Origin of the sequence: Streptomyces canus (genome assembly GCF_030815415.1) — a bacterium.
Taxonomy (GTDB): Bacteria; Actinomycetota; Actinomycetes; order Streptomycetales; family Streptomycetaceae; genus Streptomyces; species Streptomyces canus_F.
In genome coordinates this window covers 6,718,476-6,733,723 of the sequence record NZ_JAUSWW010000001.1, presented here as the reverse complement: position 1 = coordinate 6,733,723, position 15,248 = coordinate 6,718,476, and the positions used below count along the sequence as shown (strand labels likewise).

Sequence of the window (15,248 nt, the reverse complement as noted above, 5' to 3'; positions counted from 1 at the left end):
CGGGGGCGCGGGATTTTCGGCGGGGTGCCTGGCAGGGCGGACCGCACACACCTGGGGAAAACCCCCGATCGACAAGGGAGTTGACCGGATGGGGGCCGCGAAGAAGATCCGCGAGGCTCGTTCCATGACGCAGATCAAGCGCAATGCCGCCCTCGTGGCCGTCACCGCCGTCGCCCTCGGGATGGTCACTCCGCTGGCCGTCGCGGTGGAGCAGGCGCCCGCTCTCGACTGGAAGAAGTGCGCCGGCTCCACCCTCGACCCCCGTCAGCAGTGCGCCACTCTCGAGGTGCCCATGGACTACGCCCACCCGGACGGCCGGAAGATCGGGATCGCCGTCTCACGGATCCCGAGCGAGAACCCGGACGCCCGGCGCGGGGCGCTGTTCCTGATCCCCGGCGGGCCGGGCGGGTCGAGCCTCACCGACCCCTCGAACAAGGGGCAGAAGCTGCCTCAGGAGGTGCGGGACGCCTACGACCTCATCGGGTTCGCACCTCGTGGGCTCGCGCCCTCCACGTCCGTCGACTGCGGGCTGGAGCACGGGGACCTCGCCCTCTCCAAGCTGCGGCCGTGGCCCGCCGCGGACGGGTCCGTCGACGGCAACATGGCCACCGCCCGGCGGATGGCGGACGCCTGCGCGGCGAACGGCGGTGAGCTCATCCAGCACCTCAGCACCCGTAACGAAGCCCGCGATCTCGACCGGCTGCGGGCCGCACTGGGCGAGCGGAAGATCTCCGCGTGGGGAGTGTCGTACGGAACGTATGTCGGCTCCGTCTACGCCCAGTTGTTCCCGGCGCGCACGGACCGGTTCGTACTGGACAGCAACGACAACCCCGACCCGACGAAGGTCTCCAGGGCCTGGCTCGCCGGGCACGAGCAGGGTGTCGAGGACACCTTCCCGGAGTTCGCCAAGTGGGCCTCGGAGCCCGGGAATCCGTACCGTCTCGCCGACACGGCCGCCGAGGTGCGGCCGCTGTTCCTGCGGCTGGCCGAGCGACTCGACCGGGAACCGATCCCCTGGCCCGGCGCCAACCCCGAGGAGCTGAACGGCAACGTGCTGCGCCAGACGATGCTGGACACCCTCTACGACCCGGACCACTTCCCCGCCCTGGCCGCGCTGATGCTGGCCGCCCAGAGCGGCACCCTGCCGCCCGCGCCCGCCTCGCCGCCCGACGCGGCACTCCAGAACGTCACCGCCGTCGGCGCCGGGACCCTCTGCAACGACGTCGCGTGGCCCACCTCAACGGCGGTGTACGAGAAGGGTGTCGCCGAGAGCCGGGCCAAGTACCCGCTGACCGCCGGCATGCCGCGCAACGCGATGGTCTGCGCCGCCTGGCCCTACGCGCCGAAGGAGCCGCCGGTCCGCGTCACCGACCGAGGGCCGTCGAACATTCTGCTCGTGCAGAACGAACGGGACGTCGCCACCCCCGTGAGCGGCGCCCTGAAGCTCCGCGAGGCCCTCGGCCGGCGCGCTGTCATGGTCACCGTGAACTCCACGGGCCACGGCTCCTATCTCCGCAACGGCAACGCGTGCGGGGACGAGACCGTGTCGAGGTTCCTCGCCACCGGTCAGCGTCCCGCCGCCGACACCTACTGCCGCTGACCCGCCCGGCGGTAGGCGCGGGCCACGGCGTGGAACGCCTCCTTGGGCTCCCGGTGCCAGCCCGTGTCCGGGTCGCCGGGGCGGTCCTGGACCGCCTTGGCGATGCCGTAGCTCGCCATGTCGAGGTCATGGCGGGGGTCGCCGGGGCGGTGCGGGGCGTCCGCGGTGAGGAACTCGAACACCATCGCCGCGTACAGGTTCATCGACTCGAAGACGGCCAGGAGGTCGAGCAGGTAGGCCGCCTGGGTGCGTTCGCTGCGGACCGGGGGCGGGTCGCCCTTGATCTCCGGCGGTGTCTTGTCGTAGTCGACGATGTCCCAGCCCATGCCGCCCGCCTCGGGGGCGCCACGGTAGGTGCAGGTGCCGAACTCGGTGATGGCGACGGGCTTGCCCCAGCGCAGGTGCTGCCTCAACTCCCGCACGTAGTCCTTTCGTTGCGGGAAGTACGAGTAGTAGTCGATGCCCACCACGTCGAAGAGGTTCCAGTCGACGTGGTCGATCTCCGGGGCGGAGGCATAGCTCAGCCGGCCGTGGAAGACCTTGCGGCCCAGTGCCGCCGCCTTCGCCGTGAAGCGGGCCAGTCGGCGCTGCATCCGCGCCCGGTCGACGGTGCCGTTCTGGAGGTTCTCGATGCGCTCGAGGACCGTGTCCCCCGGGATGATTCCGGGCACGAACAGCCAGAACTCGCAGCCCACGCTGAACTCGACGCTCGCGCCCTGCCGGCGCAGCCGTTCCGCGAACCGTCCGGTCTCGGCGAGGTGGTCGAGGATGTCCCGTTCCGGGACGTCGCCGAGGGTGGGCTGGAGCCAGATGTGCAGTCCGAGCTCGGCCGCCTCGGCGGCGGTGGCGGTGAGGCGTTCGACGCCGTCGCCGGTGACGTCGACGGTGTCGGCGTGCAGGTCGTCGCGGATGGCGCGGAGGTCCGCCCGCATCCGGTCGGCGCTCCACGCGGTGGCCGGCGTCTCACCGGCGCCGAGGGTGTAGACGACACCCCGGCGGGTCAGCCCGCCCCGGCCGCCGGTCTCGCCCCGCCCGGTCGCCCCGGCTCCGCCCGCGGGCAGCACCGCCCCCGCCACCCCGACCGCCGCCGCCCCGGCCAGGAACTGTGCCCGGTTGATCCCCTTGGTCTTCTCCATACGGCCACTGTGGCGAGCCCGCGCCCGCCCCGCCGTCCGCCGATGGTCTACAGCGCCGCAACCAAGGAATGCGTTCCGGCGTCGATCTACTGAGGAGATCGTCCACGCCCGCCTGCCAAAGGCACGTCCACCGAACGAAGGAGAGCGCGATCTTAGCCCGACGTACCCTTCTCGCCGCCTCTGCCGCCACTCTCGTGGCGGCCGCCCCCGCGAACGCCACCACCCCCCGGGTCACCGAACGCCTCCGCGAGCTGGAGCGGCAACACGGCGCCCGCCTCGGCGTGTTCGCCCGCAACCTCGGCACCGGCCGGACCGTGCGGCACCGCGCCGACGAACTGTTCCCGATGTGCTCGCTGTTCAAGACCCTGGCGTCCGCGGCCGTGCTGCGCGATCTGGACCGCGACGGCGAGTTCCTGTCCCGCCGGATCCACTACACGGACGCCGATCTGCCGAAGGAGGGCTCCGACAAGACCCGGGAGCACCTGGCCGACGGCATGACGGTCGCCGAACTCGCCGAGGTCGCCATCACGTTCAGCGACAACGGCGCGGGCAACCTCCTGCTGCGGGAGCTCGGCGGCCCCACCGCCATCACCCGCTTCGCCCGTTCCCTCGGCGACCGGGTGACCCGCCTGGACCGCTGGGAGACCGAGCTCAACTCGGCGGAGCCCTGGCGGATCACGGACACGACGAGCCCGTACGCGATCGGCCGGACGTACGGCCGGCTGGTCCTCGGCGACGCCCTGAACCGCCGCGACCGCGAGCTCCTCACGCACTGGCTGCTGAACAACACCACGAGCGGGACCCGGCTGCGCGCCGGGCTGCCGAAGACATGGACGGTCGCCGACAAGACGGGCGGCGGTTCCTACGGCACCAACAACAACGTGGGCATCGCCTGGACACCGGAGGGCACCCCGCTCGTACTGGCCGTCCTGACGACAATGCCGGAGCAGTCCGCCCCCCGCGACGACATACTGGTCGCCAACACGGCCAAGGCCCTCGCGGACGCGCTTGGTTGACGGCTCAGCCGACGGGAAAGTACTGCCTCGGCGTCACCCCCACCACCCGATGGAAGGCGGCGGTGAAGGAGCTGGCCGAGGCATAGCCGACGCGGTGGGCCACCGGTTCGACCGGGAGGCCCGCCGCGAGGTGCGGCATCGCGGCCTGCATCCGCAGCCGTTCCCGCCACTGACCGAAGGCGATGCCGGTCTCGGCGACGAAGAGGCGGGCCAACGTCCTTGCGCTCGCGCCGACTTGGGCACCCCAGTCGGCCAGAGTTCGCGCGTCCGCCGGGTCGGCCGTCAGCGCCCCGGCCACGGCCAGGGCCCGCGGATCACGGGGCGAGGGGACCGAGACACTGGTCACCGGCACCGGGCGCAGCTCGTCGAGCAGCACTGCCTCCGCGCGCGAGCGGGCCTGTGGGGCGAGGTCCGTCCGGACGAGATGGTCGACGAGCGCCCGCAGCAGCGCGGTGACCTGCACGACGGTCGGCTCGGTCCAGCCGATGTGCGGGCAGCACGCGGGGTCGACGTAGGGGCTGCGCAGGAGGGCACCGCCCTCCGACCCGGTGGCGTGCGGAACGCCCGCGGGGATCCACAGGGCCAGCGACGGCGGCAGCAGCCACACAGCCTGTTCGCTGCGGACGCGGAGCAATCCCCGCACGGACCAGGCGAGTTGGTGGTGGTCGTGCCGGTGGGTGCCGAAGAAGCTGCCCCGGGGCATCGAGAAACGGCCGACGAAGACCGCGGTGTCGGCCGGAGGGTACGGGCCGTACTGTCCGTTCGGCGACATGGGACGGCAGCCTAGCCCGTAGTGGACAGCCCAGGACCCCGCCTAGCGTCGGACCCATGCCGATGAACCGAGCCCACCGGAGACTGTGCAGCTCCGAGACGTGGGCGCAGACGACGAAGGACCGCATCCTGCCCTGGGCCCTGAAGCAGGTGGACCTCGGCGAGGACGTGCTGGAGATCGGACCGGGCTACGGCGCCAACCTCCGTGTTCTGGTGGAGCGGGTGCCGAGGCTGACGGCCGCCGAGATCGACGCGGACACAGCCCGCCTGCTCACGGAGCGGTGGGGCGACCGCGCCCGCATCCTCCACGCCGACGGCGCCCAACTGCCCGTGGAGGGGGCGGCGTTCGACTCCGTCGTCTGCTTCACCATGCTCCACCACGTGCCGACGGTCGCCCACCAGGACCGTATCTTCGCCGAGGCGTTTCGCGTCCTGCGCCCCGGCGGCACCTTCGCCGGCAGCGACAGCCAACCGAGCTTCGGCTTCCGGCTTCTCCACCTGCGGGACACGATGAACACCCTGGACCCCGCGAGCCTTCCGGCCCGTCTCGAGCGGGCCGGTTTCGGCGAGGTGGCCGTGGACGTCCACCAGAAGTCCGGCAGCCTACGTTTCCGCGCCCGCCGTCCCTGAGAAGCGCCGCACATACCGCCGCTGCCACGGCGTCTCCACCGCTCGCCGGTCGTAGTGCGCCCGCACATATCCGACGGCCTCGTCCGCCGGTACGCCGTCCAGGACCGCGAGAGCGGCCAGCGCCGTCCCCGTACGTCCGCGTCCGCCCCCGCAGGCGACCTCGACGCGTTCACCCGCGGCCCGCTCCCAGGCCTCGCTCAGCGCCGCGCGAGCGGCCGGCCGGTCCGCCGGGAGGCGGAAGTCGGGCCAGCGGATCCAGTGGAACTCCCAGGAGACCGCGGGTGGTTGACGGCCCAGGAGGTAGAGGGCGTACGAAGGGGTCGGCGCCCCCGGTGCGAGCGGGTACCGCAGGCCACGGCCCCGCACCAGCCTGCCGGACGGCAGTCGCAGTACTCCCGCGGTGTTCTCGTCCCAGTTCTCCACGGGTCCATTCGACCATCCGCGGCCACCATCCGGGGAAAGAAGGGTGAACAGACCCCCGGCCTGGTACCTGTACCCGAGAACCACGAAGACAGGGAGCCCTGATGACGATCCCCGCCCCGCTGACCGGTGTCGTCCCGCCCGTCTGCACCCCCCTGACACCGTCACGCGAGGTGGACGTCCCGTCGCTGCTCCGTCTGGTCGACCATCTGGTGCGGAGCGGGGTGCACGGGCTGTTCGTGCTCGGTACGTCGTCGGAGGCGGCGTATCTGACGGACGCGCAGCGCCGGTTGGTGGTGGAGACGGTGACGGGCCATGTGGGTGGCCAACTCCCGGTGCTGGCGGGCGCGATCGACCTGACGACGCCGCGGGTCCTGGACCACGTGGCTTCCGTGGCGGCGGCGGGGGCCGACGCGGTGGTCGTGATCTCGCCGTTCTACACGAGTACGCACCCCGCGGAGATCGCCCGCCACTACCGACTGGTGGCCGCCGCGAGCCCGGTGCCCGTGCTGGCCTACGACCTCCCCGGTGCCGTCCACACCAAGCTCCCCGCGGAGTTGGTGCTGTCGCTCGCGGCCGAGGGGGTGCTGGCGGGTCTCAAGGACTCCAGCGGGGACCTGGGGGCGTTCCGCGAGGTCGTCGTCGGGGCCAGGACCCGGGGTGACATCAACGGCTTCAGCGTGCTGACGGGCTCCGAGCTGCTCGTGGACGCGGCACTGGCGGCGGGGGCGGACGGGGCGGTACCGGGGCTCGCGAACGTCGACCCGGAGGGTTATGTGCGGCTGGACCGGCTGTGCAGGGTGGGCGACTGGGAGCGGGCCCGGGTGGAGCAGGAGCGGCTGTGTGCGCTGTTCGGGATGGTGAAGGCGGGGGATCCGGCGCGGATGGGCGCGAGTTCGGCGGCGTTGGGGGCGTTCAAGGCGGCCCTGTATCTGCGGGGGGTCATCGAGTGCCCGGTGACGGCCGAGCCTCAGGTTCCGTTGTCGGAGAGGGAGATCGAGGGGGTGGGGAAGTTCCTGTCGGGGGCGGGGTTGCTGTGAGGGGTCGCCGGGAGGCTAGCCCTCGCGCACACTCCCCGGCGTGACCATCCCCGACTCGTACGCCACGATCACCAACTGCGCCCGGTCACGCGCCCCCAGCTTCCCCATGATCCGGCTGACATGGGTCTTCGCGGTCAGCGGACTCAAGCCCAACGCCTCGGCGATCTCGGCGTTGTTGAGTCCCCGCCCGACCAGCACGAGCACCTCACGCTCCCGTTCCGACAAGCACTCCGGCCCACTCGAGAGCGCCGGTGCCGACGCCGGTGTCTGGCTCAGCAGCCGGGCGATCAGGCGGGCCGTCGGGCCCGGTGACAACAGCGACTCCCCCGCCGTCACCGTACGGATCGCGTCCAGCAGCTCCGCCGGTCTGGTGTCCTTCACCAGGAACCCCGAGGCGCCCGCACGCAACGCCTCGATGATGTACTCGTCGGTGTCGTACGTCGTCAGGACCAGCACCTTCACCCCGGCCAGTTCCTCGTCCGCCGCGATCAGCCGGGTCGCCTCGATGCCGTCGAGGTCGGGCATCCGGATGTCCATGACGACGAGGTCGGGCCGTGTCCGTCGCGCCAGGTCCACCGCCTCCCGGCCGGTCGCCGCCTCCCCCACCACCTCCATGTCCCGTGCCGACTCGACGAGCATCGCGAACGCGGCCCGTACGAGGGTCTGGTCGTCGGCAAGCAGTACACGAATCGTCATACGGCCCTCTCCAGCGCAGTCGTCAACGGCAGTACGGCCGTCACCGCGAACCCGCCCTCCGGCCGCGGCCCGGCGTCGAGTGTGCCACCCACGCTGCGGGCCCTCTCCCGCATGCCGACGAGCCCGAAGCCGGCGCCTTCGGAACCGGCCACCGGGCCCGTGCCGTCGTCGGTCACCGACAGCCTGAGGGCGCCCTGGTCCTCGTAGAGCTCGACGGAGATCGCCGGTTCGGGTCCCGCGTGCCGGACCGCGTTCGTCAGGGCCTCCTGGACGATGCGGTAGGCCGCCGCGCCGACGGCGGGGGACGCCTCGCGAACCCGTACCGTCCGCTCGACCCGCGCCCCCGTCTGCCGGGCCGTCTCCACAAGGTCGGACAGGCCGTCGAGGCCGGGCAGCGGGCCGCGGACGTCCCCGGCGGCGCCCTGTTCGCGCAGCACCTCCAGTGTCGTGCGCAGCTCTCCGCGCGCCGAACGGCACGTCTGCGCGATGTCCTCCAACGCCTTGGCGACCGTCTCGCGGTCGAGGCGTTCCGGGTCCGTGGCCAGCACGTGCGCGGCCACCGAGGTCTGCACGCCGATGAGGGTGATGCTGTGGGCGAGCAGGTCGTGCAGGTCCCGGGCGATCCGCAGACGTTCCTCCGCCACCCTGCGCCGGGCCTCCTCCTCGCGGGTGCGTTCGGCACGTTCGGCGCGTTCGAGGATGGCTCCGACATAGTTGCGGTGGACGCGGACCGCTTCACCGGTGATGGCGGTCGCCAGGATCCAGCCGGAGATGCGCAGCAGCTCCACACCCCGTTCCGGATTGATCAGGAGGAGCATGATCACGCTCAGGCCGACCAGGCTCGGCACCACGATCAGGGTCCGGCGCCTCGGTCCGGCCACCGCGAGGGCGTAGATGGCGACCATCGTCACCGCGATCAGCCCGGAGTGGGCGTTGTCCAGGGAGTGGTAGGTGCCCTCGACGACGATGAGCGCGACGAGCGTGCCCATCGGATAGTGCCGCCGCCAGGCGAGCGTCAGCGCCGAGAGGCCGAACAGCGTCCAGCCGACGACGTCCGGGGTGTGCGCGCCGGAGCCCTGCGCCACGAACGCCAGCGGCACCGACGCCAGCCCGACCCCTACCGCGAACAGCCAGTCGCGCCGGGCGGGCCGGACGAGTCGCCTGCCGGGGCGGGCGAGTTGCTCCTTGGTGGTCACCACGTGCTCCATCCTCGCGGATCCGGCCCGGGGCCGGACCCCCGGGGAGTGAGCCCGGAGGTCCGGCCGGCTGTGCGCGTGCGGTTCAGCGCATCCCCGCGGGCTCCGCGACCGGCTCGGGCGAGTCGCCGCCCACTGCCGGTTGCTTCGACAGCGCGCCCGGCCACCACACCTTGCGCCGCAGCGCCACGCTCGCGCTGGTGACCAGGTACGTGCGGACCAGGAAGGTGTCCAGCAGCACGCCGACCGCGATGACGAAGCCCAGCTCCACCAGCTGCACCATCGGCATGCTGGTCAGCACCGCGAACGTCGCCGCCAGGACCAGGCCCGCCGAGGCGATGACCCCGCCGGTCGTGCGCAGCGCGATCAGCGCGGCCTGCGCCGGTTCGGTGCCCTTCAGGGACTCCTCGCGCATGCGGTGCATCAGGAAGATGCCGTAGTCGACGCCCAGCGCGACCAGGAACACGAAGGACAGCAGGCCGAGCCCCGGGTCCGTGCCCTCGAAGCCGAAGACCGGGCCGAAGACCAGTCCGCCGATGCCGAGCGCCGCGCCCCACACCGCGACCACGGCCGCCACCAGGATCAGCGGCGCGACGACCGACCGCAGCAGGGCGATCAGGATCAGCAGCACGGAGGCGAGGACGAGCGGTACGACGACCAGCCGGTCCCGGGCGTTGGTGTCCTTCATGTCGAGCTGCTCGGCGCTGGGTCCGCCGACGTAGGAGCCGTCGAGGCGGTCGCGCAGCTCCTTGATGGTGGCGGTCTCCCCCGCCGACTGGGGTGCGGAGCCGGCGATGACGGAGAGCTCCGTCCAGCCTCCCCCACTCTCGGCTTCGCTCGAGCGGGGGGACCCCCATCCGCTGCGGCCGCGCGTCGCGCTGTCGACGCCCGGGGTGTCCCGGGCCTCGGCCAGGGCGGCGTCGGCGCGGTCGGTGGGGGCGATGACGGAGATCGGCTGGGTGCCGCGCTCCGGATAGGCCTTCCCCAGGGTCTCCAGGGCGGCGACCGCCTCGGGCTTGCTGGTGAAGGAGTCCTCCTGCTTGAGGCTGCCGGGGAGGTTCAGCGCCCCGAGCGCCAACGCGCCGAGCAGCACCGCGCCGCCCGCGAGGACCGTCAGCGGCCTGCGTCCGGCGGAGCTGCCCATCGCCGCGAACAGCGACCGGCGGGCCTTGGGCGTGCTGCCGTAGCGGGGCACCAGCGGCCAGAAGACGCGACGGCCGAGCAGGACGAGGATCGCGGGCAGCAGGGTCATCATGGCGGCCAGCGCGCACAGGATGCCGACCGTACCCAACGGGCCCATGCCGCGGCTGGAGTTGAGATCGGCGGCGAGGAGGCAGAACAGGCCCGCGGCGACCGTCCCGGAGGAGGCCAGCACCGCCGGTCCGCAGCCCTTCAGCGCGGCGGCCATCGCGTCGTAGGGCCGCTCGACGCGCCGCAGCTCCTCGCGGTACCGGGAGACGAGCAGCAGGGCGTAGTCGGTGCCCGCGCCGAACACGAGGATCGTCATGATGCCGGAGCTCTGGCCGGAGACCGACGTCCCGAACCCCTGGTTCAGCCCGTAGGCGACCCCCATGGACAGATAGTCGGCGATGCCCGCGACGGCGAGCGGCACCAGCCACAGGAACGGGCTGCGGTAGATGAGGATCAGCAGCAGCGCCACGACGGCGGCGGTGGTGTAGAGCAGGGGCCCGTCGAGCGAGTTGTAGACCTCGCTGGCGTCCGTCGCGAGCGCGCCCTCGCCGCCGACGTCGACGCTCAGCCCGTCCTCACCCTGGGCGATGTCCCGTACGTCGCCGACGAGTTGGTCGCGCTTCTCCTCGTCCGTGCCGGGCTCGGTGCTGGCCACCGGGTACATCAGGGTGGTGCCGTCCTTGGACGGGACGCCCTCCGGCCGCGCGGCGAGCCGGTGCGCGCTCGCGATCTCGCCGATCTGGTCGGCGGCCGTCGCCTTGTCCGCCGCGGTCAGTCCGCCGTCGCGGTGGTAGACGACGACCATCTGGGTCGTCTCGCCGCCCGGCAACCGGTCCTGGATCTTGGCGACCTGGGTGGAGTCGGCGCTCGCCGGCAGATAGTCGACGGCCCGGTCGCGCTGCACGTCCGCGAGCTTCGACGCGAACGGCGAGGTGAGCGCCAGCACGGCGATCCACAGCCCCAGCACGAGCCAGGGCACGGCACGGCGTCCCCGGATGGTTGTCGTTGCGGCCCCCATGAGTCGGGCCTCCCCTCGGTCGGATGTCTGGTTCGGTTCCAGACTCCCGGCGGCCGGGGGCCGATTCGTCGGGCGGCAGGGCGAGTTGGGGGTTACTGCGCAGGGCGTCCTTCAGGTGCCGTTACTCCCCGGGGAGTAACGGCGGTGGTACGACTGCGGCGGCACCGCCCGCCTGCTACGACGGGGTGCGCGCCGCCGCCAGCAGCCGCGTCACATCGTCCGCACAGATGGTGAGCGCGGCGCCGACCGTCGCGAGGGCGTCCCGCTCCGCTGGGGTGTAGGGCCCGTCGACCAGGGCGATCCGTGCGCCCTGGAGGAGGATCGACTCGCGGCCGGCAGGGGCGAGGTGCGGGGCCAGCGGGTCCAGAGCCTCGTGGAGCTCTATGGCCAGGCCTGCCCCGCAGGGCTCGCCGAAGACCCGTCCGGTGTCCGCGGCCAGCGCCTCGACCAGCGCCCCGAGCTGGTCCTCCGTACAGTCGTCGAAGCCGGCGGCACGGACCGTGCAGGCGGCGGCCTCCAGCGCCGTACGGGAGCAGGTGCCGCCCGCGGCGAGCACCGCGAGGGCGACGGTGTGGACGGCGTCGCGGAGCATCGCGGAGAAGCGGGTGGTGGTCGGGTGGTCGAGGACGTCGGTGCCGAAGTGGCGCTTGCAGGCGGCGCACTCCACGACCGGTCCGGTCTCGCCGCGCGGCAGCACGGGCATGCCGAGGAGAGTGAAGCGGCGCCTGCCGGTCAGCCGCTGGTAGTTGCGGTCGCCGCCGCAGCCGGGGCAGAAGAACTCCCCGTCGCCCACGGGCGTCCACGCGGTGCGGGTGCCCAGCAGGCGCGCAGCCCTGACGGCCTGGCCGTTTCGTCCCCGTCCTGGCAGCACGTCGCACCTCCGCGTAACGGCACGGCAACATCGCCGTGCTGGCGTGATGTTAGCCACATCACGCACCCGGAGTCAGCACCCCTGACGAGACCTCTCCGTGACCTGCACAGCTCGTTGGCCGAAAACAGAGGTGCCCCACTCACCGAGAAACGGCGAGCGGGGCACACCTCAGGGGCGCGGGGAACTGCGCGACCAGCCACGACGCGCCCGCAGCCGATCCACGACCGATCGAGGCACCCCCTGTCGCGGCAGTGAACCGTCAGCGAGCCGCCCGATTGACGGCCGAGACGACCGCCTTCAGCGACGCACGTGTCGTGTTCGCATCGATGCCGATCCCCCACAGAACCTTGCCGTCGATCGCGCATTCGATGTAGGAGGCGGCCTGCGCGGAGGCCCCCTCGCTCATCGTGTGCTCCTGGTAGTCCAGCAGCCGTACGTCGATGCCGATGGACTGCAGGGCGTCGAAGAAGGCCGAGATCGGACCGTTGCCGGAGCCCGTCAGGACGGTGTCCTGGCCGTCGACCGTGGCCTCCACCTTCAGCGTGTCCACGCCGTCCGTGTCGGTCGTCGACTGGTTGTTCTTGACCTGGACGCGGCCCCACGGGTTCTCGGGGTTCGGCAGGTACTCGTCCCGGAAGGTCGCCCAGATGTCGCCGCCGGTGACCTCGCCGCCCTCGGCGTCCGTCTTGGCCTGGATCAGCTTGGAGAACTCGATCTGCATCCGGCGCGGCAGGTCCAGCTTGTGGTCGTTCTTCAGGACGTACGCGATACCGCCCTTGCCGGACTGCGAGTTGACCCGGATGACCGCCTCATAGGAGCGGCCGACGTCCTTCGGGTCGATCGGCAGGTACGGGACCGCCCACTCGATGTCGTCGACGGTGACGCCCTTCGCGGCCGCGTCGGCCTCCATGGCGTCGAAGCCCTTCTTGATGGCGTCCTGGTGGGAGCCGGAGAAGGACGTGTAGACCAGGTCGCCCACGTACGGGTGGCGCGGGTGGACCTCCATCTGGTTGCAGTACTCCCACGTACGACGGATCTCGTCGATGTCGGAGAAGTCGATCTGCGGGTCGACGCCCTGGGAGAACAGGTTCATGCCCAGGGTGACCAGGTCGACGTTGCCGGTGCGCTCGCCCTGCCCGAACAGGCAGCCCTCGACGCGGTCGGCGCCGGCCATCAGGGCCAGCTCGGCGGCGGCGACGGCGGTGCCGCGGTCGTTGTGCGGGTGGACGGAGATGACGACGTGCTCGCGGCGGGAGATGTTGCGGCTCATCCACTCGAAGCGGTCCGCGTGCGTGGACGGAGTCGAACGCTCCACCGTGGCGGGCAGGTTGAGGATGATCTCGCGGCCCGGACCCGGCTGGTAGACGTCCATCACCGCCTCGCAGACCTCCAGCGCGAAGTCCAGTTCGGTGTCGGTGAAGATCTCCGGGCTGTACTGGTAGCCGAACTCGGTCTCGGGGCCCAGCAGCTTCTCGGCGTACTCCATCACCAGGCGGGTGCCGTCGACGGCGATCTGCTTGATGTCGTCCTTGGAGCCGCGGAAGACCACGCGGCGGAAGACGGGAGCGGTGGCGTTGTACAGGTGCACGGTGGCGCGCTTGGCGCCCTTCAGGGACTCCACCGTGCGCTCGATCAGGTCCTCGCGGGCCTGGGTCAGTACGGAGATGGTGACGTCGTCGGGGATCGCGCCCGGCTCCTCGACGATGGAGCGCACGAAGTCGAAGTCGGTCTGCCCCGAGGCCGGGAAGCCGACCTCGATCTCCTTGTAGCCCATCTTGACCAGCTGGTCGAACATCCGGCGCTTGCGCTCGGGCGACATCGGGTCGATCAGGGCCTGGTTGCCGTCGCGCAGGTCCGTGGAGAGCCAGCGGGGGGCGACGGTGATCCGGTTGTTCGGCCAGGTGCGGTCCGCGATGTCGACCTGGTCGTACTGGCCGTACTTGTGGATCGGCATGGCACTGGGCTGCTGGCGGTTCGCCATGATGCGGGGGCTCCTCAGGATGTCCGGAAGGACGGCCGACGACGCAACGCCAAGCTCCGCGGGGAGGGAGTCGACCTGGACTACAGGCCCTCGCCGCGGCAGCTAAGAAGAAGCAGCCCGAAACGCATGATGCGAAGCATGTTATCCGAGCCGCGGTCCGTGCGGGGCGCCGTATCAGTATGCGGGACCCGGGGGACCAACGGGACAAAACGTGCGCCATACCACTCGGTGACGGCGACCCGGGCTCCTTGTCCGCACATTTCACCAATCATGGTTGCGAGTAGTGACAGCGGCGTAACACAGTGCAATGGTGCCGGGCATGACGACCCACGGGGGCTCTGAGCCCGTCTTCTGCACCGTCGTACCACCACATGTCCTCGACAAGCTCGCCCAGGCCGAGGACCCCGCGCTCGCCGATCCCGCCCGCAGGACCCTGGAACGCGACGCCTTCGAGCGCACCCACCGCCGGCTGACCACGGTCGTCGGCGCCCCCTCCGTCGCCGCGCCGCCCGGCGCCGAGCCCGGCAAGCCGCACCGCACCGTCTACGACGCCCGGCACCGCACCGACCTGCCCGGCAAGAAGGTCCGCACCGAGGGCTCGGAGCCCGGCAAGGACGCCACGGTCAACCGCGCCTACGCCGGTCTCGGAGCCACCTTCGAGCTGTTCCTGGCGGCGTACCGACGCGACTCCATCGACGGAGGCGGCCTCCCGCTGGACGCCACCGTCCACTACGAGGAGAACTACAACAACGCCTTCTGGAACGGCGAGCAGATGGTGTTCGGCGACGGCGACGGCGAGATCTTCCTCGACTTCACCATCCCGATCGACGTCATCGGCCACGAACTCACCCACGGCGTCACGCAGTACACGGCCAACCTCACCTACTTCGGCCAGCCCGGCGCCCTCAACGAGTCGATGTCCGACGTCTTCGGCTCCCTCATCAAGCAGCACACCCTCGGGCAGACCGCCGCCGAGGCCGACTGGCTCATCGGCGCGGGCCTGCTCGCCCCGCGCGTCACCGGCTCCGCCCTGCGTTCCATGAAGGCCCCGGGCACGGCGTACGACGACGACGTCCTTGGCAAGGACCCGCAGCCCGCGACCATGGACGACTTCGTCCGCACCGGCCGCGACAACGGCGGCGTCCACATCAACTCCGGCATCCCCAACCACGCCTTCTACCTCGCCGCCACCACCCTCGGCGGCCACGCCTGGGAGCGGGCCGGACAGATCTGGTACGACGTCCTGACCGGCGGTCGGCTGAAGAAGGACGCCCTCTTCACGGACTTCGCCGCCCTGACGGTCGAGGCGGCCAAGGACCGCTACAAGGACGGCGAGGAGCTTCAGGCCGTTCTGAAGGCGTGGGAGCAGGTCGGGGTGCGCACGGCGTAGTTCCGTACTAGACACGGTCCCATGCGTATTCGAGTGAGACGTACCGGTGGATTCGCGGGCATCGAGCGTCATGCCGAGGTGGACACCTCGGGCCGGCCCGACGCCCACGAGTGGCACGCCCTGGCCGAGAAGGCGCTCGCCTCCGGCCGGGGCACGCCGCCCATCGGGGTGCCCGACGGTTTCGCCTACGAGATCACCGTGGACGGCACAACGGTGTACGCCGCCGACCCACGGCTGACCGAGGAGCAGCGCGAGCTGATCTCATGGGTCCTGAAAGAAGGGGCCTGACGGG

General features: G+C 71.5%; 14 protein-coding genes. 6 read left to right on the top strand and 8 right to left on the bottom strand.

Annotated features, from left to right (window positions below):
* Nucleotides 1–124 precede the first annotated feature (124 nt).
* Nucleotides 125–1,600 (top strand): alpha/beta hydrolase, encoded by a 1,476-nt coding sequence (locus QF037_RS31105; protein ID WP_307030861.1) that lies wholly within the window; start codon nucleotides 125–127, stop codon nucleotides 1,598–1,600.
* Here QF037_RS31105 and QF037_RS31100 read toward each other — a convergent pair.
* Complete coding sequence (locus QF037_RS31100; RefSeq protein WP_307030859.1) at nucleotides 1,588–2,736, bottom strand: abortive phage infection protein; 1,149 nt, start codon at nucleotides 2,734–2,736, stop codon at nucleotides 1,588–1,590. The two genes, QF037_RS31105 and QF037_RS31100, sit on opposite strands and share 13 nt — an antisense overlap.
* A gap of 194 nt (nucleotides 2,737–2,930) precedes the next feature.
* On the opposite strand from QF037_RS31100, the gene bla reads away from it, so the two are divergent.
* The gene (gene bla, locus QF037_RS31095) at nucleotides 2,931–3,752 is read left to right on the top strand and encodes a class A beta-lactamase (protein ID WP_307030857.1); all 822 of its coding nucleotides are present in this window, start codon (nucleotides 2,931–2,933) and stop codon (nucleotides 3,750–3,752) included.
* A gap of 4 nt (nucleotides 3,753–3,756) precedes the next feature.
* Here bla and QF037_RS31090 read toward each other — a convergent pair whose 3' ends face one another.
* The gene (locus QF037_RS31090; RefSeq protein ID WP_307030855.1) at nucleotides 3,757–4,524 is read right to left on the bottom strand and encodes an AraC family transcriptional regulator; all 768 of its coding nucleotides are present in this window, start codon (nucleotides 4,522–4,524) and stop codon (nucleotides 3,757–3,759) included.
* Between the two features lie 56 nt (nucleotides 4,525–4,580).
* On the opposite strand from QF037_RS31090, the gene QF037_RS31085 reads away from it, so the two are divergent.
* Entirely contained in the window at nucleotides 4,581–5,153 is a 573-nt protein-coding gene (locus QF037_RS31085) for a class I SAM-dependent methyltransferase (RefSeq protein ID WP_307030853.1), read from the top strand.
* Here QF037_RS31085 and QF037_RS31080 read toward each other — a convergent pair.
* A complete protein-coding gene (locus QF037_RS31080) occupies nucleotides 5,127–5,576 on the bottom strand; it encodes a protein-tyrosine phosphatase family protein (protein ID WP_307030851.1) in 450 nt (149 codons plus the stop codon). The two genes, QF037_RS31085 and QF037_RS31080, sit on opposite strands and share 27 nt — an antisense overlap.
* Before the next feature lie 101 nt (nucleotides 5,577–5,677).
* On the opposite strand from QF037_RS31080, the gene QF037_RS31075 reads away from it, so the two are divergent.
* The gene (locus tag QF037_RS31075; RefSeq protein ID WP_307030848.1) at nucleotides 5,678–6,613 is read left to right on the top strand and encodes a dihydrodipicolinate synthase family protein; all 936 of its coding nucleotides are present in this window, start codon (nucleotides 5,678–5,680) and stop codon (nucleotides 6,611–6,613) included.
* 15 nt (nucleotides 6,614–6,628) lie between these two features.
* Here QF037_RS31075 and QF037_RS31070 read toward each other — a convergent pair whose 3' ends face one another.
* The 5 genes from QF037_RS31070 to leuA all read right to left on the bottom strand — a co-directional run bounded on the left by QF037_RS31070 (nucleotide 6,629) and on the right by leuA (nucleotide 13,566).
* Nucleotides 6,629–7,309 (bottom strand): response regulator transcription factor, encoded by a 681-nt coding sequence (locus tag QF037_RS31070; RefSeq protein ID WP_307030846.1) that lies wholly within the window; start codon nucleotides 7,307–7,309, stop codon nucleotides 6,629–6,631.
* On the bottom strand, nucleotides 7,306–8,517 hold the full coding sequence (locus tag QF037_RS31065) for a sensor histidine kinase (protein ID WP_373463840.1): 1,212 nt from the start codon (nucleotides 8,515–8,517) through the stop codon (nucleotides 7,306–7,308). The genes QF037_RS31070 and QF037_RS31065 overlap by 4 nt, the downstream gene beginning before the upstream one ends.
* Nucleotides 8,518–8,590: 73 nt before the next feature.
* The gene (locus QF037_RS31060; protein ID WP_307030842.1) at nucleotides 8,591–10,714 is read right to left on the bottom strand and encodes an MMPL family transporter; all 2,124 of its coding nucleotides are present in this window, start codon (nucleotides 10,712–10,714) and stop codon (nucleotides 8,591–8,593) included.
* Between the two features lie 175 nt (nucleotides 10,715–10,889).
* Nucleotides 10,890–11,585 (bottom strand): TerB family tellurite resistance protein, encoded by a 696-nt coding sequence (locus QF037_RS31055; protein WP_307030840.1) that lies wholly within the window; start codon nucleotides 11,583–11,585, stop codon nucleotides 10,890–10,892.
* 259 nt (nucleotides 11,586–11,844) lie between these two features.
* Entirely contained in the window at nucleotides 11,845–13,566 is a 1,722-nt protein-coding gene (leuA, locus tag QF037_RS31050) for a 2-isopropylmalate synthase (protein ID WP_307030839.1), read from the bottom strand.
* A gap of 319 nt (nucleotides 13,567–13,885) precedes the next feature.
* On the opposite strand from leuA, the gene QF037_RS31045 reads away from it, so the two are divergent.
* Both QF037_RS31045 and QF037_RS31040 read left to right on the top strand, forming a co-directional pair.
* On the top strand, nucleotides 13,886–14,956 hold the full coding sequence (locus tag QF037_RS31045) for a M4 family metallopeptidase (RefSeq protein ID WP_307030837.1): 1,071 nt from the start codon (nucleotides 13,886–13,888) through the stop codon (nucleotides 14,954–14,956).
* Between the two features lie 21 nt (nucleotides 14,957–14,977).
* The gene (locus QF037_RS31040; RefSeq protein WP_307030835.1) at nucleotides 14,978–15,244 is read left to right on the top strand and encodes a protealysin inhibitor emfourin; all 267 of its coding nucleotides are present in this window, start codon (nucleotides 14,978–14,980) and stop codon (nucleotides 15,242–15,244) included.
* Nucleotides 15,245–15,248 lie beyond the last annotated feature (4 nt).

Bases quoted from the DNA above. Each gene is read 5' to 3' on its own strand.
- QF037_RS31105 (WP_307030861.1), top strand. From the start codon at position 125: ATGACGCAGATCAAGCGCAATGCCGCCCTCGTGGCCGTCACCGCCGTC.
- QF037_RS31100 (WP_307030859.1), bottom strand. From the start codon at position 2,736: ATGGAGAAGACCAAGGGGATCAACCGGGCACAGTTCCTGGCCGGGGCG.
- QF037_RS31090 (WP_307030855.1), bottom strand. From the start codon at position 4,524: ATGTCGCCGAACGGACAGTACGGCCCGTACCCTCCGGCCGACACCGCG.
- QF037_RS31085 (WP_307030853.1), top strand. From the start codon at position 4,581: ATGCCGATGAACCGAGCCCACCGGAGACTGTGCAGCTCCGAGACGTGG.
- QF037_RS31075 (WP_307030848.1), top strand. From the start codon at position 5,678: ATGACGATCCCCGCCCCGCTGACCGGTGTCGTCCCGCCCGTCTGCACC.
- QF037_RS31070 (WP_307030846.1), bottom strand. From the start codon at position 7,309: ATGACGATTCGTGTACTGCTTGCCGACGACCAGACCCTCGTACGGGCC.
- QF037_RS31065 (WP_373463840.1), bottom strand. From the start codon at position 8,517: ATGGAGCACGTGGTGACCACCAAGGAGCAACTCGCCCGCCCCGGCAGG.
- QF037_RS31060 (WP_307030842.1), bottom strand. From the start codon at position 10,714: ATGGGGGCCGCAACGACAACCATCCGGGGACGCCGTGCCGTGCCCTGG.
- leuA (WP_307030839.1), bottom strand. From the start codon at position 13,566: ATGGCGAACCGCCAGCAGCCCAGTGCCATGCCGATCCACAAGTACGGC.
- QF037_RS31045 (WP_307030837.1), top strand. From the start codon at position 13,886: ATGACGACCCACGGGGGCTCTGAGCCCGTCTTCTGCACCGTCGTACCA.
- QF037_RS31040 (WP_307030835.1), top strand. From the start codon at position 14,978: ATGCGTATTCGAGTGAGACGTACCGGTGGATTCGCGGGCATCGAGCGT.